The organism is Bradyrhizobium sp. 35 (assembly GCF_023073215.1).
In the GTDB taxonomy this organism is placed as follows: Bacteria; Pseudomonadota; Alphaproteobacteria; order Rhizobiales; family Xanthobacteraceae; genus Bradyrhizobium; species Bradyrhizobium canariense_D.
On the sequence record NZ_JADPJC010000144.1, the window covers coordinates 253438 to 272873 of the forward strand.

Below are 19436 nucleotides of genomic sequence, written 5' to 3' on the forward strand. Positions count from 1 at the left end.
CCGTCGTCCCTTTTTGGCACTTTTTTGATGTGGTCCTCTTAGGAGCTAACAACGGCTTCAATACCAACGCAACCCGGCATTTCCGCAGCAAGTGTGCTACGCAGCAATTCCGCTAATTCCGTCCGGCGCCATTCATCGTGCTGAGCATCCGAAACCTCTCCAAGACGTTCTCTTCGGCCGGTGAGCCGGTCCATGTCCTGCGCGGCGTCGATCTCGATCTCAAGGCCGGCGAACGCGTCGCACTGACCGGCGAGTCCGGCAGCGGCAAGAGCACACTGCTGCACCTGATCGCAGGGCTCGATGCCGCCGATGGCGGCACGATCCGACTGGAAGACACGGAGGTCACCAAATTGTCCGATGCGGGACGCGCGGGCCTGCGGCGCGACCGGATCGGCCTGGTGTTTCAACAATACAATCTGATCCCGAGTCTGTCGGTCGGGGATAATCTGGTGTTTCAGGCACGGATCGCCGGCCGGTACGACGAGGCTTGGTACAAGGAGCTGATCGAGCGTCTCGGGCTTGGCGGCCTGCTCAAGCGTTATCCAGAACAATTGTCGGGCGGACAGCAGCAACGGGTCGCGATTGGCCGGGCCCTGGCGACGAAGCCGTCGTTGCTGCTGGCGGACGAGCCGACCGGCAATCTCGACGAGGCCACCGCCGAGGACGTGCTGGCCTTGACGCGCGACCTCGTCACGCGCACCGGCTGCGGCTTTCTGATGGTGACGCACAGCCTGCATCTGGCCGCCGCACTCGATCGCCACGTCAACCTGCATGCCGGGCGGATCGCATGAGGCGCGCGCTCTGGGTCCTCGCCGTGCTGCTCAGCCATTGGCGGCGCCACAAGATGCAGTTCGCGACGCTCCTGATCGGGCTGATCGCGGCGACTGCGCTGTGGAGCGGCGTGCAGGCGATCAACCAGCAGGCCCGCAGCGCCTATGACCGCGCCGCGGCAACCTTCGGCGGCGCGCGCACGCCGATGCTGGTCGCGCCTGATGCCGCGACTTTTCCGCAGGAGCTGTTCGTCAAGCTGCGCCGCGCCGGCTGGCCGGTCTCGCCGATGCTGGAGGGACGGGTCCAGGTCAACGGGCGCTCGGTCCGGCTGCTCGGCATCGAGCCGGTGACGCTACCGGTCGATGTCGGCAACGCACCGCGCCTCGGCGCCGCCGATCTGAGCAGCTTCGTGGCGCCGCCGGGCCAGACGCTGGTGGCAAAGGAAACGTTGACCGACTTGCAGGAGCGGGAAGGCGCAGCGCCGCCGATCAGCAACGGCGCAATACTGCCGCCGCTGCGCGTGCTGCCGCAGCTCGTGCCCGACGTGCTCGTGGTCGATATCGGCGTGGCGCAGCGGCTGCTGAACAAGCCGGACCAGATCTCGCGGCTTCTGATCGGCAAGCCCAAGGGCAAGCCCGCGCCCTTAGCGAGCGTCGTCGGCGACCGCTTACAGCGGGTTGAGCCGGATGCGGAGACCGAGCTGGAGCGTCTCACCGACAGCTTTCACCTCAACCTCACCGCGTTCGGCCTGCTGTCGTTCTTCGTCGGTCTTTTCATCGTCAATTCAGCCGTCGGCCTCGCCTTCGAGCAGCGGCTGCCGATGCTGCGCACGCTGCGGGCCTGCGGTGCCTCGGCACGACTGGTCAACACCGTGCTGGTGGTCGAGCTCGTGGCGCTGTCGCTGGTCGCAGGCCTGATCGGGCTCGCCTGCGGCTATTTCATTGCAGCCGCGCTCTTGCCCGACGTCGCAGCATCCCTGCGAGGGCTCTACGGCGCGCAAATCCCGGGGCAGCTCAGCTTGCGTCCCGAATGGTGGCTCGCCGGGATCGGCATCAGCATTGTGGGCGCGCTTGTTGCCGCGGCGACCAGCCTGATCAAGGCTGTCAGGATGCCGGTGCTGGCGACCGCGCAGCCGCGCGCCTGGCAACAGAGGCAGAGCCGTTGGCTGATCCTGCAGAGCGGGGCTGCCTGCGCCGTGTTCGCCGTCGCGCTGTTGCTGCTCCAGTACGGGCAATCGCTGATCGCGGGCTTTGGCGTGCTGGCAGCGCTGATGCTCGGCGCGGCGTTGATCTTGCCGGCCTTCCTCGACATCATCCTGCAAACCGGGCAGCGTTTCGCGCGAAAACCGCTCGCGCTGTGGTTCTGGGCGGACAGCCGGCAGCAGCTCTCGGGATTGTCGCTGGCGCTGATGGCGCTGCTGCTCGCGCTCGCCGTCAATGTCGGGGTGTCCACCATGGTGGAAACGTTCAGCCGCACCTTCATCGGCTGGCTCAACGGGCGGCTCGCAGCCGACGTCTACATCAGCGCCTCCGACAATGCGAAAGGCGTCGCGATCCGCAACTGGCTGAAGGAGCGCAGCGATGTCCAGGCGATCCTGTCGGGCGGACGTGCCGAGGCGCAGGTGCAGGGCCAGCCGGTGGAACTGCTCGGCCTGCCCGATCACGCGCTCTATCGCGAGCGCTGGCCGCTGCTCGAAGCCGCACCCGGTGCCTGGACACAACTCATACCCGGCAATGCCGCTTTCATCAGCGAGCAGCTGAGCCGCCGCCTCAACGTCCGCGTCGGTGACGTCGTTGACGTCCCGGCGCCGGGCGGGACCTGGGAGCTCGACATCGTCGGCATCTATGCCGACTACGGCAACCCCAAGGGACAGCTGGCGGTGAATGTCGCGGCGCTGATCCGGCATTTTCCGCAGACGCCGCAGACGCGCATCGGTCTCATCGTCGCGAAGGAGAATATCCCCGGTCTGATCGCGGCGCTGCAGAAGCAGTTTGCGCTGGACGACCGCAGCGTCGCCGACCAGGCGACGGTGAAGGCGGAATCGATCCGCATCTTCAACCGGACCTTTGCGGTGACCTCGGCGCTGAACGCCTTCACCCTCGGCGTCGCCGGGATCGCGCTTCTGACCAGCCTTCTCACACTGGCGAACTCGCGCCTGCCGCAGCTTGCGCCGCTCTGGGCGATCGGTATCACGCGGCCACGCCTTGCCGCGATCGAATTGACCAAGACGCTGTCGGTCGCGCTGTTCACGTCTCTGCTGGCGGTGCCGCTCGGGCTGCTGGTGGCGTGGTGCCTGATCGCGATCGTCAATGTGAAAGCGTTCGGCTGGCGGCTGCCGTTCCATGTATTTCCGTTGCAACTGGTCGAGCTGGTGGCAGTCGCGCTGTTCGCCTCGTTGCTTGCCACCCTGCCGCCGATGATCCGACTTGCCCGGATGCAGCCGGCGAGCCTCGTCAAGGTGTTTGCCAATGAGCGCTGATGGGATTTCGCGGCGCACCTTCGCCGGCGGCATCGCCGCGCTCGCGGCAGTCCGCCGCGCAGGCGCGCAAGGCTATGCCGGGCTCGGCGAGACAGCCGACGGCTTTGCCAAGGTCACGCCGGGGAAGACGTTCGCCTTTCCGGACGATCACGGGCCGCATCCGGAGTTTCGCATCGAATGGTGGTATCTCACGGCGAACCTCGTCGATGCCAGCGGCGCGGCTTGCAGCCTGCAATGGACGCTGTTCCGACAGGCGACGCAGCCGGGGCCGCAGGGCGAAGGCTGGGCCAATCAACAGGTGTGGATGGCGCATGCCGCGGTAACGCGCGCCGACACCCACCGCTTCAACGAGCTGTTTTCCCGCGGTGGTGTGGGACAGGCCGGAGTCACGGCGAAACCGTTCTCGGCCTGGATCGACGATTGGGAGATGAACGGATCCGAGCGCACCGAAGATCGCGCTTTAGCGCCGCTGACGCTGAAGGCCTCGGGCGCCGACTTCAGTTACGTGCTGACGCTCGAGGCCGATCGTCCGGTGGTGTTGCAGGGCGCCGGCGGCTACAGCCGTAAATCGGAGCGCGGTCAGGCCTCCTATTATTACAGCCAGCCGTTCTATCGCGCCCGCGGCACGCTCACCATCGACGATAGGACGGTCGATGTTTCCGGCCAGGCCTGGATGGACCGCGAATGGAGCAGCCAGCCACTCGATGCCGACCAGACCGGCTGGGACTGGCTGTCGCTGCACCTGTCATCCGGTGACAAGCTGATGCTGTACCGGCTCCGGCAGAAGGACGGCAAAGATTATCCGTTCGGCAACTGGATCAGCGCGATGGGCGAGACGCAGATGATCGCGGGCGACGACATCCAGATGATGCCGAAAGCGACGGCTGAGGTCGCGGGACACAAGCTCCCGGTGGAATGGCACATCGCGATCCCCTCGCGGTCGTTCTCGATCCAGTGCAAGCCGCTCAATCCACAGGCGTGGATGGGGACCGGTTTTTCCTATTGGGAAGGGCCGATCAGCTTTGCCGGTACGCATGACGGCGTTGGCTATCTCGAGCTGACCGGGTATTGAACCGGGACCTCTTCGAAGGGACTAGCGATGCATCACCTCACCGCCCTCGTCACGCTGCTGGCGATCCTGTTCTACTTCTTCACCTCCATCAACGTGTCGCGCTCGCGCACCAAAACCGGCGTCAAGGTGCCGGCAATGTCGGGCCATCCGGATTTCGAGCGCGCGTTCCGGATCCAGATGAACACGCTGGAATGGATGCCGATCTTCCTGCCGTCGCTCTGGCTTTTCGCGATTTACATCAGCGATTCCGGCGCAGCGGCGATCGGCGCGGTCTGGATCGTCGGCCGCATCGTTTACTTCATCGGCTATTCGAAGGCCGCCGCAAAACGCGGCCCGGGATTTTTTATTCAGGGTATCGCGGCCATTGCGCTGTGGGCGGGGGCGCTGGGGGCGGCGGTGCTGCGACTGGTGTGAGGCAGCCGACATACGGCCACTTGCCCCGCCGTCGTCCTGGCGGAGGCCTGGACCCATAACCACAGGACACGGTTATGGGCACGATGGCGGCGACAGCTTGTTTCAACAAGCGGCTGTCGGGGTAATGGGTCCTGGCTTTCGCCAGGACGACATAGAGATCCTCACTTCGTCAGCGGGCAGCCGCTCTCCTTGGCAGTGAAGAACGCCTTCTCGCCGGGAACGACCGCGAGCTGCTTGTAATAGTCCCAGGGCTTCTTCGATTCCGCGGGCTTCTTGACCTCGAACAGATACATGTCGTGGACCATGCGGCCGTTCTCGAGCACCTTGCCGCCTTGCGCGAAGTCGTCGTCGACCGGCAGCTCCTTCAGCTTCTTGGCGACCGCATCCGGATCCTTGGACCCGGCGGCCTTGACCGCCTTGAGATAGCTCAGCGTCGCCGAATAGGTGCCGGCCTGGATCATGTTCGGCATCCGGCCGGTGCGCTTGAGAAAGCGTTCGCCGAGATGGCGCGTGCGGTCGTTGATGTCCCAGTAATAGCCCTCGGTCAGCACCAGGCCTTGCGCGGCCTGCAAGCCGAGGCCGTTCACTTCGGCGAGCGTCATCAAGAGGCCCGCGAGCTTCTGGCCACCGGAGACGATGCCGAACTCGGACGCCTGCTTGATCGAATTGGTGGTGTCGAGGCCGGCATTGGCAAGGCCGACGATCTTCGCCTTCGAGCTCTGCGCCTGGAGCAGGAAGGAGGAGAAGTCCGAGGAGTTGAGCGGCACGCGCACCGAACCGAGCACCTTGCCGCCATTGGCGGTGACGATCTCGCTGGTGTCCTTCTCCAGCGCGTAGCCGAAGGCGTAGTCCGCGGTGAGGAAGAACCAGCTGTCGCCGCCGGCCTTGGTCAGCGAGCCGCCGGTGCCGACACCGAGCGCGCGGGTGTCATAAGCCCAGTGGAAGCCATAGGGCTGGCAGGCATCGCCGGTGAGGCGCGAGGTCGCAGCGCCGACGACGATGTCGATCTTCTTCTTTTCCTTGGAAAGCTCGTGGATCGCGAGCGCGACCGATGAGGTCGTCAGCTCCGTGATCATGTCGACGTTCTCGACATCGTACCAGCGGCGCGCGATCGAGGTCGCGAGATCCGGCTTGTTCTGGTGGTCGGCGGTGACGAGCTCCACCTTCTGGCCCAGCACCTCGCCGCCGAAATCCTCGATCGCCATCCGGGCGGCCTCGACCGACCATTTGCCGCCGTAATCGGCGTAGACGCCGGACTGGTCGTTGAGGATGCCGATCTTGACGCCTTGCGCAGAGGCCGGCGCGGCCAGCAGCAAAGCCGAAATTGCGACAGCGGCCAAAAGTGCTGATTTCATCTGTTAGCTCCCAGCAGTTTTCTGTTTTGAAATCGCGCGGATACTAGTGAAGAACCCCGGCGGTGCCCATCCATTGCATGTTGGTCGTTAGTATGAAGGGCGTGCCAAGCAAACGGCGTCGTCCCGGCCTAGTACGCAATTGCGCACGGGGGCCGGGACCCATACCGCGGAATCCCTCGGTTGCGGTCGGTAGGAGTACCGAACGACGAATCTTCACTAAACCACGTTCGAGGGTTATGGGTCCCGGCCTTCGCCGGGACGACAGCGTGAATATTGAAGGGTCGGTGGCGCGCCATTTGATACTTATCAGCCCACCGCCTTCGGCTTCCCCTCGTTCTTCCCCTCGGCCAGGTTCCGCACCACCACATAGAAGATCGGCGTGAACAGAAGCCCAAACAGGGTGACACCGATCATGCCGAAGAACACGGCGACGCCGACGGCTTGCCGCATCTCCGAGCCCGAGCCGGACGAGATCACCAGCGGCAAGACGCCGAGGATGAAGGCGAAGGACGTCATCAGGATCGGCCGCAGGCGCAGGCGGCAGGCGTCGATCACGGCCTCCAGCCGCGGCTTGCCTTCTTTCTCGATGTCGCGCGCGAACTCGACGATCAGGATCGCGTTCTTTGCCGCCAGCCCCACCAGCACGACGAAACCGATCTGGGTGAGGATGTTGACGTCCTGCCCCATGATGCGCACGCCGATGGTGGCCGCCAACAGGCACATCGGCACGATCAGGATCACCGCGAACGGCAGGGTCCAGCTGCCGTATTGCGCGGCAAGCACCAGATAGACGAACAGCACGCAGATCGGGAATACGTAGAGACCCGCATTGCCGCCCGTGATCTGCTGGTAGGACAGATCGGTCCACTCGAAGCTGAAGCCACTCGGGAGGGTGTCGTCGGCGAGCTTCTTGATCGCGTTGAGCGCGGTGGTCGAGCTGGTGCCCGGCGCCGGCTCGCCCTGCAGCTCGGAGGCCGCGTAGAGATTGTAGCGCGCGACGCGGTCAGGGCCGGAAACGTCCTTGAACTCGACCACGCTGCCGAGCATCACCATGTCGCCGGAGGCGTTGCGCGTGCGCAACCGCGAGAGATCGCTCGGCTCTTTCCGGAACGGGAAGTCGGCCTGCGCGGTGACGTGGTAGGTGCGGCCGAACAGGTTGAAGTCGTTGACATAAGTCGATCCGAAATAGGTCTGGATCGTGTCGTTGATGCCGGCGATGGGAACGCCGAGCTTCTGCGCCTTGGTGCGGTCGATGTCGACGAAGAGCTGCGGCGTATTGGCCGAGAACGGCGAGAACACGGAGGGAGCGAGCAGCGAGGGCGATTTGCGCGCCGCGGCGACAAGCTCGTCAGTAGCCGCGGCGAGCATCTCCGGCCCACGGCCCTGGCGGTCCTGGATGCGGATGGTGAAGCCGCCACCGGTGCCGATGCCGGGCACGGCCGGCGGCGGAATCACGATGATGAAGGCACCCTGAATCGCGGCCAAGCGTTTGCGCAGCTCGACCGTGATGGCGTTCGCAGACAATCCTTTCTTGATCCGCGCCTCGGGCTCGTCGAACACTGGGAAGAGCGCCGCCGCGTTGCCGGCCTGCGTCCGCGTCGCGCCGGAGAAGCCGGCGAAAGCGGCCACGCGGATGATACCCGGCGTATCCAGCGCGATCCGCTCGATCTCGCGCACGACCTCGGTGGTGCGCGCCAGCGAAGCGGCGCCCGGCAATTGCACGGAGATGATGACGTAGCCGCGGTCCTGCGCCGGAATAAAGCCTTGCGACGTGGTGGCGATCAGCCAGCCGGCGCTGCCGATCAGCACGACGTAGATCAGGATCATCACCGCCGAATGCCGGATCACGAAATTGGCGAGGCCGGCGTAGCCATGCGCGAGACGGTCGAACACGCGGTTAAACACGCCAGTGAAAGCGTTCCAGCCGCGTGCAACAAGATTCCAGCGCGCGGGCGGCCGTTTCTCCTCGTGGGGGACGAGGAGAAGCGAGGCCAGCGCCGGCGATAGCGTCAACGAGCAGAAGCAGGAGATTGCGGTCGCGACCGCAATGGTGACGGCGAATTGCTGGAAGAACTGACCCGAAATTCCGCCCAGAAATGCGGTCGGGACGAACACCGCGCACAGCACCAGCGCGATCGACACCAATGCGCCGCCGACCTCCTCCATGGTCTTCAGCGCGGCATCGCGCCGGCTCATGCCATGCTCGAGATGCCGCTCGACATTCTCGACCACCACGATGGCGTCGTCGACCACGATACCGACGGCGAGAACGAGCCCGAACAGCGTGAGATTGTTGATCGAGAAGCCGAGCGCCGCCATCACCGCGAAGGTGCCGACCAGCGAAACCGGAATCGCGATGATCGGAATGATCGCGGGACGCCATCCCTGCAGGAACACCAGCACGACGACGACCACGAGCAACATGGCCTCGTAGATGGTCTTGATCAGCTCGTGGACGGACTGCGCGATGAACTCGGTCGGGTTGTAGCCGATATTGAAGTCGAGGCCTTTCGGAAAGGTCTCCTTCAGCTTCGTCATGGTGTCCGAAATGTTCTTCGCGGTCGCGAGCGCGTTCGATCCCGGCCGCTGCGTCACCAGCATGGCGACCGCCGATTTGCGCAGCAGGAAGCTGTTGGTGGAGTAGGCGAGAGCACCAAGCTCGATACGGGCGACGTCGCGCAGGCGCACCGTGCGGCCGTCGGAGCCGGCCTTGATCAGGATGTCCTCGAACTGCTTCTGGTCTTTCAATCGCCCGGTGAAGGTGAGGTTCGGCTGGAAGGCGCGGTCGGCGATCGGCGGTTCGGCGATCTGGCCGCCCGCGATCTGCACGTTCTGCGCGCGGATCGCGGCGAGCACCTCGGTTGCGGTCAGGCCGAGATTGGCGATCCGGTCAGGATCGAGCCATAGCCGCATCGAATAATCGCGCGCGCCGAAGATCTGGATGTCGCCGACGCCGTCGATCCGCAGCAGCTGATCGCGGACCTGGAGCAGCGCATAGTTGGAGATGTAGAGCTGGTCGAACGTGTCGTCGGGCGACAGCATGAACACGACCATCAGGATGTCGGGCGAGTTCTTGCGCGTGGTGACGCCGTTGCGCTGAACCTCTTCAGGCAAACGCGGCTGCGCGATCGCAACGCGGTTCTGCACCAGCACCTGGGCTTTGTCGAGATCGGTGCCGAGCTTGAAAGTGACGGTGATGGTGAGCTGGCCGTTCGAGGTCGCCTGGCTGTAGAGATACAGCATGTCCTCGACGCCGTTGATCTCCTGCTCGATGGGTGCGGCAACCGTGTCGGACACGGTCTGCGCGGAGGCGCCGGGATATTGCGTGGTGACGACGACGGTCGGCGGCACCACTTGCGGATATTCGGAGACCGGCAGCGTGGTATAGGCCAGCGCGCCGACGATCAGCAGCACGATCGACAGCACCATCGCCAGGATGGGCTGGTTGATGGAGAGACGGCCAAGATTCATGATTTGCCACCGGCGGGCGCTGGTGCCGTCTGCGGTGCGACCTTGGCACCGACGCGGGCGCGCTGGATGCCGTTGACGATGACGCGGTCGTCCGCCTTCAATCCCTCGCGGATCACGCGCAGGCCCTCGTCGAGCGGTCCGAGCGTCACGGGACGCGCCTCGACGGTGTCGTCCGGCTTGACCACGAACACGATCTTGCGGGACTGGTCAGTTGCGACCGCAACGTCGGGGATCAGCAGCGCTTCATAGGGCGCGCTGCCGATCAGTCTGATACGCCCGAACTGACCGGGCAGGATCGAAAGATCGGTGTTCTTGACCACGGCGCGGCTGCGCAGCGTGCCGGTGGAGACATCGAGGCGGTTGTCGAGGAAATTGATGCTGCCTTCACGGGATGGTTTCGTCTCGCCGGCGAGCGTCACCTGCACCGGGTTCGCCGTATCGCGCGAACTCGGGCGGCGGCCTTCGAACCACAGCTTGCTGTATTTGATGAAGGTCGCCTCATCCATGTCGAAATAGATATAGATCGGGTCGAGCGTCACGATCGAGGTGAGCAGCGTCGACGTTCCGGTATCGCTGCCCTGCACGAGATTGCCAGGGCTGACAAGGTGGCGGCTGACGCGGCCGGTCAGCGGCGCCGTCACATGCGTGAATTCGATATTGAGCTTGGCGACTTTGAGCGCACCCTCGGCCTGTGTTTCGGCAGCGTGCGCAGCCTGCAAGGCCTGACGGCGCTGATCGACCACCTGCTCGGAGACGGCGCTGGTCTGCACCAGGCTCAAACCGCGATCGAGCTCCCGCTTTGCAAGCTCCACCTTGGCACGGGCATCGGAAAGCTGCCCCTCGGCCTGCGTGGCCACCGCCTCGAACGGACGTGGGTCGATGACGTAGAGCAGATCGCCCTGACGCACGATGGCGCCATCCTGGAATTCGACAGAGTTGACGAACCCGCCGACGCGCGGGCGGACCTGCACCTCCTCCATCGCCTCGAAGCGGCCGGTGAACTCGTCCCAATCGGTGACGGTGCGCTTGACCGGTTGGGCGACGGTTACCGGCGCCGGCGGGGGAGCGCTCGCTTGCGAGGCCGGCTGGCCGCAACCGGTGAGCACGAACGCCGCGGCGAGAAGGCCGACGATGGCGTAAGGCCGAGGCGAAACGAAATCGTGCGTTTTGACAAATTGCTCGCTTCCGTCCGGTCCAGTCATCCCAGGTCCTCGCATCAAAGCCGCGGAAAAAGCAGGGTACGCCTGTACCCGCGGGCGCCACAAGATGGGTGGCAATGATGAACTCTTCAAGACCAAAGCGCAGGCAATGCTCGGAGGAATGCCCTGGCCGGATGACGGGTTGACAGGGCTTGTTGGCCTCTCCCCGTAAGCCGGGAGAGCAAGCGGAGAGTGCGTTAGCGTCTTCGCACATGACGGGCGGAGCCGGCTCGGCTAGATTGCTCCTCATAAAACAAGACGAATTGTCCGGGGAGGACAGGCGTGCACCAGGGACGTGTCGTTTACGGCGCGATCGAGGAAGTCGTGTTCGGCCACCCCGCGGCCGAGGCCGTGGTCGCCCAGATGGACCGGCTGGGGACGCGCCGCGCCTTCCTGATGGTCTCGGGCACGCTCAACCGGCAGACCGACGAAATCGCCAAGATCAAACAAGCCCTGGGCACAAATTGCGCGGGCGTCTTCGATGCCATGCCGGCGCACACCCCGCGCGAGGCGGTGATCGCCGCCACCAATGCGGCGCGCGAAGCGGGCGCCGACCTGATCGTCACCGTGGGCGGCGGCTCGATCACCGACGGCGCCAAGGCGGTGCAGCTCTGCCTCGCCAACGGCATCGACGATGTCGACGGCATCGAGCGTATCCGCGTGCACAAGGGCGTCGCGCCCGAGATGACGGCGCCGACCGTGCGTCAGATCAGCGTGCCGACCACGATCGCCGGCGGCGAGTTCAGCTCGATCGCAGGCGTCACCGACCGCACCGCCCATGTGAAACAGATGCTACGGCATCCGCTCAGCGTTCCGCGCGCGACCATCCTCGATCCCGCCATCACCGTGCACACGCCGGAATGGCTATTCCTCTCGACCGGCATCCGCGCCATCGATCATTGCGTCGAGGCGATCTGCTCGCGCGAGACGCACCCCTATGCCGACGCGCAATCGGTGAAGGGCCTCGCCATGCTCGCCGACGCGCTGCCACGGGTGAAGGCTGACCCTGCTGACCTCGACGCGCGAATGGATGCGCAGATCGGCACCTGGCTGTCGATGGGCGCGCTCGCCGCTGGCGTGCCGATGGGCGCGAGCCACGGCATCGGTTACGTGCTGGGCGCAGCCTTCGACGTACCGCATGGCTACACCTCCTGCGTCATGCTGCCGGCCGTGATGCGCTGGAATGCGCGCGACAATGCCGAGCGCCAGATGATCGTCGCGGCCGCAATGGGCTTTCCCGGCCACGCGGCAGCCGATGTGCTCGATGCCTTCATCCGCTCGCTCGGCATGCCGCGCAGCCTCGCCGATGTGCGCGTCTCGCCGGAGCATTTCGACGCCATCGCGGACGCTGCGATGCGCACGAACTGGATCCCGCGCAACCCGCGCAAGATCGACAGCCCCGCTCAAGTGCGCGAAATCCTGCTTCTTGCCGCATGATCCAAAGCCGGAGGACTGATGTACCCAGGTCAGCATGCCCGCCTGCGCCCACTCCAGCCCGCCTTCATCATGGCGACGACCGGCGAGGCCGTCACCTATCGCGAGCTCGATGCGCGCAGCAATCGGCTGGCGCACCTGTTCCGCAAGTATGGCCTGAAGCGGCTCGACCACTACTCGATCTTCATGGAGAACAATTCCCGCTACCTCGAAGCCTGCGGCGCGGGCGAGCGCTCCGGCCTCTACTACACCTGCATCAACTCGTTCCTGACGCCGGGCGAGTTCGCCTATCTCCTGGTCAACAGCCAGTCGAAAATCCTGATCACGTCGGTTGCGAAGCTCGATATCGCCCGCGAGGCGATCAAGGTCTGCCCCGACATCAAGCTGTGCATCGTCGCCGACGGCCCGGGCGAGAGCGAGCGCATCGTCGGCCTCACTGAGGTAACCGCCGACCTGCCGAAGACGCCGATCCCGGATGAATGGCTCGGCACCGCCATGCTGTATTCATCGGGCACGACGGGACGGCCAAAAGGGATTCTGCGGCCGCTTCCGGAGGAGCCGCCGAAACACAATCTGCCGTTGTTCGATTTCCTGACAAAGCTTTGGCACTACCGCGAGGGCATGATCTACCTGTCGCCGGCGCCGCTCTATCATTCGGCGCCGCAGGCCGCCGTGAACCTCACGATCCGCATGGGCGGCACCGCGATCATCATGGAGAATTTCGATCCCGAGCGTTACCTCCAGCTCGTCGAGCGGTGGGGTATCACTCACACCCAGTTGGTGCCGACGATGTTCTCGCGCATGCTCAAGCTGCCGGAGGAGGTGCGCACGCGCTACGACCTGTCGTCGCTCGAGATCGCGATCCATGCCGCCGCGCCCTGCCCCGCCCTGGTCAAGGACGACATGATCAAATGGTGGGGACCGATCATCCACGAGTACTACGGCGCGACCGAAGGCCTTGGCTTCACCGCCTGCGACAGCGCGGAATGGCTCGCCCATCGCGGCACCGTCGGCAAGGTCCTGCTCGGCGATCTCCACATTCTCGACGAAAACATGAAGCCATGCCCGACCGGCACGCCGGGTCAGGTCTGGTTCAAGACGGCCTCGCCATTCGAATATTTCAACGACCCGGAGAAGACCAGGGAAGCGCGCTCGGCCGACGGCAGCATGAGCACGGTCGGCGACGTCGGCTATGTCGACGAGGATCGTTTCCTTTATCTAACGGACCGCGCGACCTTCATGATCATCTCCGGCGGCGTGAACATTTATCCGCAGGAGTGCGAGAATCTGTTGATCACCCATCCGAAGGTTGCGGACGCCGCGGTGTTCGGCGTGCCCAATTCCGATCTCGGCGAAGAGGTGAAGGCGGTGGTGCAGCCGATGCCCGGGGCCGTGCCGGGCGAGGCGCTCGCCGAGGAGCTGATCGCGTTCTGCGGGGCGTCGCTGTCGCGGCAAAAGGTGCCGCGCTCGGTCGATTTCGAGAAGGAGTTGCCGCGGCTGCCGACGGGGAAGCTGTACAAGCGGCTGCTGCGGGACCGGTATTGGGGGAACAAGGCGTCAAGGATTGTGTGAAGGGCCGCTGTCGCCGGAGAAACTTCCCTCTCATCGTGAGAGACACCCCTGCGGCCTTCCGTCGTCCGAATTGCCGAGAGAGTAGCGGACCTTGACGGTTGCCTCACCGCGCACGCGCCGCTATCGTCGGGACAAACAGGCCGCAAAAGGCCGATGTCCAGGGAGGACGAGGATGCGGAGCGTACGGGCGCTCGCCGCGACGGCGGCGCTATCTTTGCTTGCGTTTTCGAGCGTTGCACTCGCCAGCGAGCCCAAGCAGGGCGGCATTTTGCGGATGTACCACCGCGACAGTCCCGGCAATGCCTCGATCCACGAAGGCGCGACCTACTCGCTCAACGTTCCCTTCATGCCGGTGTTCAACAACCTCGTCATCTACAAGCAGGACGTGGCGCAGAACAGCATGGACACCATCGTGCCCGAGCTCGCCGAGAGCTGGGCCTGGGTCAACGACAACAAGACGCTGACCTTCAAGCTACGCCAGGGCGTGAAGTGGCACGACGGCAAGCCGTTCACCTCGGCGGACGTCAAATGCACCTTCGACATGCTGATGGGCAAGTCGCAGCAGAAGTTCCGGCAGAACCCGCGCAAGAGCTGGTACGAACAGGTCAACGACGTCTCCACCAACGGCGATCTCGAGGTCTCCTTCAATCTGAAGCGGCCACAGCCTTCGCTGCTGGCGCTGCTCGCCTCGGGCTACACGCCGGTCTATCCCTGCCACGTCTCGCCCGGCGACATGCGCACGCACCCGATCGGCACCGGGCCGTTCAAGTTCGTCGAGTTCAAGGCCAATGAATCGATCAAGCTGACCCGCAATCCCGACTATTGGCGCAAGGGCCGGCCCTATCTCGACGGCATCGAGTTCACCATCATCCCGAACCGCTCCACCGCGATCCTCGCGTTCGTCGCCGGCAAGTTCGACATGACCTTCCCGACCGAGGTGAGCATCCCGCTGCTCAAGGACGTCAAATCGCAGGCGCCGAACGCGGTCTGCGTGGTCGAGCCCAACAATGTCGCCACCAACATCATCGTCAATTCGTCCGCGCCGCCGTTCGACAATATCGACATCCGTCGCGCCATGGCGCTGTCGCTCGACCGAAAGGCCTTCATCTCGATCTTGTTCGAGGGCCAGGGTGACATCGGCGGCACCCTGCTGCCGCCGCCGAATGGGCTGTGGGGGATGCCGAAGGAGATGCTCGAGACCATTCCGGGCTACGGCCCCGACATCAACGCCAACCGTGAGGAAGCGAAAAAGCTGATGCAGAAGGCCGGCTATGGGCCGGATAAGCATCTCGCCGTCAAGGTCTCGACCCGCAACATTCCGGTCTACCGCGATCCTGCGGTGATTCTGATCGATCAGCTCAAGAGTATCTATATCGACGGCGAGCTCGACGTGGTCGAGACCGCAAACTGGTTCCCGAAGATCGCGCGGAAGGATTACATGCTCGGGCTCAATTTGACCGGCAATGCCGTCGACGACCCCGACCAGTCCTTCTACGAGAACTATTCCTGCGGCTCCGAGCGCAACTACACCAATTACTGCAACAAGGAGATCGAAAAGCTGTTCGACGTGCAGTCCCAGGAGACCGACATTAACAAGCGCAAGAAGCTGGTGTGGGACATCGACAAGAAGCTGCAGGAGGACGTCGCCCGCCCGATCATCTTCCACGCACGTACCGGCAGCTGCTGGCAACCTTACGTCAAGGGCGTGACGGTGATGTCGAACAGCTCCTACAATGGCTATCGCTACGAGGACGTCTGGATGGACAAGTAGCGCGGGCGGCTGACGGGTTCGACGGGAGGCGATGCATGTTTGCCTATCTGGTGCGGCGCCTGTTGCTGATGCTCCTGACCCTGTTCGGGATCTCGATCGTCATCTTCTTCCTGCTGCGCATCGTCCCCGGGAATATCGTCGACATCCTGTTCGCCGCCGCGGGCTATGTGGACCCCGCCGACAAGGCCAATCTGGAGAAGGAGCTCGGCATCGACCAGCCGCTGGTGGTGCAATATTGGCACTGGATCAGCGGCTTCCTGCGCGGCGATTTTGGCTACTCCTACGTCTCCGAGAAGCCGGCGCTCCAGGAGATCCTGCCACGGATCCCGATCACCGCACGGCTCGCGGGCCTGGCGCTGTTGTTCTCGACCTCGATCGGCATCCCCCTTGGCGTGATCAGCGCGGTGAAGCAGGGAACGAGGCTCGACTACGCATTGCGTGTGGTGAGCCTCAGCGGATTGTCGCTGCCTTCGTTCTGGCTTGGCCTGCTCATCCTCACCGCCTCGGTGGCGATGTTCAACCAGATGCCGATCTTCAACCCGAATCCAGCGACTTGGCTGGAAGCGTTTGCGACCTATGCCGTGCCCGCCGCAGCCGTCGGCTTCCGCAGCGCGGCACTGACCATGCGCATCACGCGATCCTCGATGCTGGAGGTGCTGCGGCAGGACTATATCCGCACCGCGCGTGCCAAGGGCGCATCGGACGCCGCTGTGAACTATCAGCATGCGCTGAAGAATGCGATTCTGCCCGTCATCACCGTGATTGGCATCGAAGCGGCGTTCCTGATCGGCGGCCTCATCGTGACGGAGACGGTGTTCAACATCCCCGGCGTCGCGCGCTTCCTGGTCGAGGCGATTCGCTGGCGCGATTATCCGATCGTGCAGAACCTGGTGATGCTGATTGCCATCGTCGTGGTGAGCGCGAATTTCATCGTGGACATGCTGTACGCGGTGTTCGACCCGCGTATCCGGTACACGGATTAGGAGAACCTGTTGGCTGCGATCGACTATGACGTTGAACTGAGGCGCGCCGGGGCGCACGCGACCGTCGGCTGGCGGCGCGTGCTGTTTTTGGCGCAGCGGCATGTGCTGGGCGCGGCCGGGCTCGTCATCATGACCCTGTTCGTGTTCACCGCGATCTTCGCCGACTTCATCGCGCGTTACGATCCGCTGACGATCGATGCCGCTCGGGCACTGGCGCGTCCAAGCCTGGCACACTGGATGGGCACGGATTCCTTCGGCCGCGATGTCTTCAGCCGCATCATTCATGGCGCGCGGATCTCGCTCGCGGTCGGCATCGGCTCGACGGCGCTCGGCGGCAGCATCGGCGTGATCGTCGGCCTCACCTCCGGCTATCTCTCCGGCTGGGTCGATCTCGTGTTCCAGCGCGTCTCCGATGTCCTCCAGGCGCTGCCGCTGCTGGTGCTGGCCCTGATCATGACCGCGGCGCTTGGGCCGTCCTTGCCGAACGTCATCATTGCGATCGCCATTCCGCTGATCCCGACCGTCTCGCGCGTCATCCGCGCCAACACGCTGGCGCTGCGCGAGCTGCCATTCATCGAGGCCGCCAAGTCGATCGGCATGAGCGAGGTACGCATTGCGCTCCGTCACGTGCTGCCGAATACGCTGGCGCCGCTGATCGTGCTTGCGACGGCCCAGCTCGGCTCGACTATCCTCACGGAAGCCTCGCTCTCCTTCCTCGGCCTCGGCATTCCCGAGCCGTACCCGTCGTGGGGGCGCATGCTCTCTGAATCCGCCGCCGAATATGTCCGCACGGCGCCATGGCTGGTGATCTTCCCGGGCATCGCCATCAGCCTCGCGGTGTTCGGCGCCAATCTGTTCGGTGACGCCTTGCGCGACATCCTCGATCCCCGGCAGCGCGGCTGATGGCTGAGAACTCCGATCTCGTGATCGAGGTGAAGAACCTGAAGACGGTGTTCTTCACCAACTCCGGTCTGTTCAAGGCCGTCGATGATGTTTCCTTCACGGTGAAGCGCGGCGAGACGCTGGCGATCGTCGGCGAATCCGGCTGCGGCAAGAGCGTCACTGCACTATCGCTGATGCGGCTGGTGCCGGATCCACCCGGCCGCATCGTCGGCGGCTCCGTCACGCTCGAAGGCACCGACCTTCTGACGCTGGACGAAGCAGAGATGCGTGCCGTCAGGGGCAACCGCATCTCGATGATCTTCCAGGAGCCGATGACCTCGCTCAATCCGGTGATGCGGATCGGCGACCAGATCGTCGAGACCGTGCGGCTGCACCGGAACATGTCGAGCAAAGAGGCCCGGGGCATCGCAATCGAGATGCTGCGCCTGGTGCGCATCCCCGAGCCGGCTCGGCGCGCGCGGGAATATCCGCATCAGCTGTCCGGCGGCATGCGCCAGCGCGCCATGATCGCGATGGCGCTGGCGTGCCGGCCGGTGCTGCTGATCGCGGACGAGCCCACGACCGCGCTCGACGTCACCATCCAGGCGCAGATTCTGGCGCTGATCCTAGACCTTCAGAAAGAGCTCGGCACCGGGCTCGTGCTGATCACGCATGATCTCGGCGTCGTCGCGCAGACCGCGCAACGCGTCATCGTGATGTATGCGGGACGCAAGGTCGAGGAAGCGAGCGTCGAGGCGCTGTTCGCCGCGCCAAAGCACCCCTACACGCGCGGATTGATGGCATCGATCCCGGCGGTGCCGGCGCCCGGCGTTGCCGCGCCGGCACGGTTGAACGAAATTCCCGGCACCGTGCCGTCGCTGGTGGGGCTGCCCAAAGGTTGCGCGTTCGCGCCACGCTGCAAGCTCGCGATCAAGCGCTGCGAGGCCGAATATCCGCCGCTCATCGATTGGGGCGGCGGCCATCTCGCGGCCTGCTGGCGCGCAGCCGAAGTGGCGGAGGTGGCATGACCGACGCACTGCTCGAAGTCACCGAACTCAAGAAGCACTATCCGGTGCGCGCCGGCGTGTTGCGCCGACAAATCGGCACAGTGCATGCGGTCGACGGCGTCTCGTTTTCGGTTGGGGTCGGGGAGACGCTGGGCCTTGTCGGCGAATCCGGCTGCGGCAAGTCGACGGTGGCGCGCAGCGTGCTGCGGCTGGTCGAGCCGACCTCGGGCCAGATTCGCCTCGAAGGCGAGGACATCACGCATCTCTCCAAGTCCGCGCTGCGGCCACACCGTCGTTCGATGCAGATCGTATTCCAGGATCCTTTCGCCTCGCTCAACCCGCGCATGACTGCCGGAGACATCGTGGGCGAGCCGCTGTTCGTGCACGGGCTCGCGACCGGCAAAGCGCTGGAGGCACGTACCGCACAGCTGTTCGAGCAGGTTGGCTTGCGGCCCGACCAGATGCGCAACTTCCCGCATCAATTCTCCGGCGGCCAGCGCCAGCGCATCTGCATCGCCCGCGCGCTGGCGCTCGGGCCCCGCCTGATCGTCTGCGACGAGCCGGTCTCCGCGCTCGATGTCTCGATCCAGGCGCAGGTGATCAATCTCCTGATCGATCTGCAACGGCAGCACGGCTTCTCCTACCTCTTCATCGCGCATGACCTCGCCGTGGTCGCCCATATCAGTCACCGCGTCGCCGTGATGTATCTCGGCCGCATCGTCGAGATCGCGGACAAGGACGAGCTGTTCCGCAATCCGCGCCATCCCTACACGCAGGCCCTGCTCGCCTCGGTACCGGTCGCCAACCCGCTCGCCAAAAAGCTCGTGCCGCTGGTCGACGGCGACGTGCCAAGCCCGGTCAATCCGCCGCCGGGCTGTGCGTTTCACACCCGCTGCCGGTATGCGATGGAGCGATGCAGGACGGAACGACCGGCGTTGGTGGACGCGGGGGACGGGCACCAGGTGGCGTGCTTGCTCAATGGCGGAACGGGGCGGAGCCAGTAGCTCCGCTGTCGTCCCGGCCTTC

Annotated in this window: 14 protein-coding genes; 11 read left to right on the plus strand and 3 right to left on the minus strand. The window is 64.6% G+C overall.

Going from position 1 to position 19436, the window contains the following annotated elements:
* The first annotated feature begins 137 nt into the window (after positions 1 to 137).
* From IVB36_RS29945 to IVB36_RS29960, 4 genes are read left to right on the plus strand one after another with little or no spacing between them, the layout of a single operon-like run.
* Complete coding sequence (locus IVB36_RS29945) at positions 138 to 791, plus strand: ABC transporter ATP-binding protein (protein ID WP_018455977.1); 654 nt, start codon at positions 138 to 140, stop codon at positions 789 to 791.
* Positions 788 to 3250 carry an ABC transporter permease gene (locus IVB36_RS29950; RefSeq protein WP_018455976.1) on the plus strand — a complete coding sequence of 821 codons (2463 nt, stop codon included), beginning with the start codon at positions 788 to 790 and terminating at the stop codon, positions 3248 to 3250. Before IVB36_RS29945 ends, IVB36_RS29950 begins: the two co-directional genes overlap by 4 nt.
* Positions 3240 to 4322, plus strand: a complete 1083-nt coding sequence (locus tag IVB36_RS29955; protein ID WP_247394042.1) for a lipocalin-like domain-containing protein — start codon at positions 3240 to 3242, stop codon at positions 4320 to 4322. Before IVB36_RS29950 ends, IVB36_RS29955 begins: the two co-directional genes overlap by 11 nt.
* 27 nt (positions 4323 to 4349) lie before the next feature.
* A complete protein-coding gene (locus IVB36_RS29960; RefSeq protein ID WP_018455974.1) occupies positions 4350 to 4736 on the plus strand; it encodes an MAPEG family protein in 387 nt (128 codons plus the stop codon).
* A gap of 161 nt (positions 4737 to 4897) precedes the next feature.
* On the opposite strand, the gene IVB36_RS29965 is transcribed toward IVB36_RS29960, so the two are convergent.
* The 3 genes from IVB36_RS29965 to IVB36_RS29975 form a co-directional block, all read right to left on the minus strand.
* A complete protein-coding gene (locus tag IVB36_RS29965) occupies positions 4898 to 6091 on the minus strand; it encodes an ABC transporter substrate-binding protein (RefSeq protein WP_026233063.1) in 1194 nt (397 codons plus the stop codon).
* A 306-nt stretch (positions 6092 to 6397) separates the two neighbouring features.
* Positions 6398 to 9562 carry a multidrug efflux RND transporter permease subunit gene (locus tag IVB36_RS29970; protein ID WP_018455972.1) on the minus strand — a complete coding sequence of 1055 codons (3165 nt, stop codon included), beginning with the start codon at positions 9560 to 9562 and terminating at the stop codon, positions 6398 to 6400.
* A complete protein-coding gene (locus tag IVB36_RS29975; protein WP_018455971.1) occupies positions 9559 to 10764 on the minus strand; it encodes an efflux RND transporter periplasmic adaptor subunit in 1206 nt (401 codons plus the stop codon). The genes IVB36_RS29970 and IVB36_RS29975 overlap by 4 nt, the downstream gene beginning before the upstream one ends.
* A 279-nt stretch (positions 10765 to 11043) precedes the next feature.
* Between IVB36_RS29975 and IVB36_RS29980 the strand changes: the two genes are divergently transcribed.
* The 7 genes from IVB36_RS29980 to IVB36_RS30010 all read left to right on the plus strand — a co-directional run bounded on the left by IVB36_RS29980 (position 11044) and on the right by IVB36_RS30010 (position 19414).
* On the plus strand, positions 11044 to 12198 hold the full coding sequence (locus IVB36_RS29980; RefSeq protein WP_018455970.1) for an iron-containing alcohol dehydrogenase: 1155 nt from the start codon (positions 11044 to 11046) through the stop codon (positions 12196 to 12198).
* A gap of 18 nt (positions 12199 to 12216) precedes the next feature.
* Positions 12217 to 13767: an AMP-binding protein gene (locus IVB36_RS29985; RefSeq protein ID WP_247295941.1), complete on the plus strand. Its 1551-nt coding sequence runs from the start codon at positions 12217 to 12219 to the stop codon at positions 13765 to 13767.
* 172 nt (positions 13768 to 13939) lie between these two features.
* Positions 13940 to 15538, plus strand: a complete 1599-nt coding sequence (locus tag IVB36_RS29990) for an ABC transporter substrate-binding protein (protein ID WP_085361917.1) — start codon at positions 13940 to 13942, stop codon at positions 15536 to 15538.
* Positions 15539 to 15573: 35 nt separating this feature from the next.
* Entirely contained in the window at positions 15574 to 16521 is a 948-nt protein-coding gene (locus tag IVB36_RS29995) for an ABC transporter permease (RefSeq protein ID WP_018455967.1), read from the plus strand.
* A 9-nt stretch (positions 16522 to 16530) separates the two neighbouring features.
* Entirely contained in the window at positions 16531 to 17424 is an 894-nt protein-coding gene (locus tag IVB36_RS30000; RefSeq protein WP_018455966.1) for an ABC transporter permease, read from the plus strand.
* A complete protein-coding gene (locus IVB36_RS30005) occupies positions 17424 to 18431 on the plus strand; it encodes an ABC transporter ATP-binding protein (RefSeq protein WP_018455965.1) in 1008 nt (335 codons plus the stop codon). Before IVB36_RS30000 ends, IVB36_RS30005 begins: the two co-directional genes overlap by 1 nt.
* Positions 18428 to 19414 carry a dipeptide ABC transporter ATP-binding protein gene (locus tag IVB36_RS30010; protein WP_018455964.1) on the plus strand — a complete coding sequence of 329 codons (987 nt, stop codon included), beginning with the start codon at positions 18428 to 18430 and terminating at the stop codon, positions 19412 to 19414. The genes IVB36_RS30005 and IVB36_RS30010 overlap by 4 nt, the downstream gene beginning before the upstream one ends.
* The last annotated feature ends 22 nt before the right edge of the window (positions 19415 to 19436 follow it).

What these genes read in the sequence shown, in the direction of transcription:
- IVB36_RS29950 (WP_018455976.1), top strand. Translation starts at nt 788, where the DNA reads ATGAGGCGCGCGCTCTGGGTCCTCGCCGTGCTGCTCAGCCATTGGCGG.
- IVB36_RS29955 (WP_247394042.1), top strand. Translation starts at nt 3,240, where the DNA reads ATGAGCGCTGATGGGATTTCGCGGCGCACCTTCGCCGGCGGCATCGCC.
- IVB36_RS29960 (WP_018455974.1), top strand. Translation starts at nt 4,350, where the DNA reads ATGCATCACCTCACCGCCCTCGTCACGCTGCTGGCGATCCTGTTCTAC.
- IVB36_RS29965 (WP_026233063.1), bottom strand. Translation starts at nt 6,091, where the DNA reads ATGAAATCAGCACTTTTGGCCGCTGTCGCAATTTCGGCTTTGCTGCTG.
- IVB36_RS29970 (WP_018455972.1), bottom strand. Translation starts at nt 9,562, where the DNA reads ATGAATCTTGGCCGTCTCTCCATCAACCAGCCCATCCTGGCGATGGTG.
- IVB36_RS29975 (WP_018455971.1), bottom strand. Translation starts at nt 10,764, where the DNA reads ATGACTGGACCGGACGGAAGCGAGCAATTTGTCAAAACGCACGATTTC.
- IVB36_RS29985 (WP_247295941.1), top strand. Translation starts at nt 12,217, where the DNA reads ATGTACCCAGGTCAGCATGCCCGCCTGCGCCCACTCCAGCCCGCCTTC.
- IVB36_RS29990 (WP_085361917.1), top strand. Translation starts at nt 13,940, where the DNA reads ATGCGGAGCGTACGGGCGCTCGCCGCGACGGCGGCGCTATCTTTGCTT.
- IVB36_RS29995 (WP_018455967.1), top strand. Translation starts at nt 15,574, where the DNA reads ATGTTTGCCTATCTGGTGCGGCGCCTGTTGCTGATGCTCCTGACCCTG.
- IVB36_RS30005 (WP_018455965.1), top strand. Translation starts at nt 17,424, where the DNA reads ATGGCTGAGAACTCCGATCTCGTGATCGAGGTGAAGAACCTGAAGACG.
- IVB36_RS30010 (WP_018455964.1), top strand. Translation starts at nt 18,428, where the DNA reads ATGACCGACGCACTGCTCGAAGTCACCGAACTCAAGAAGCACTATCCG.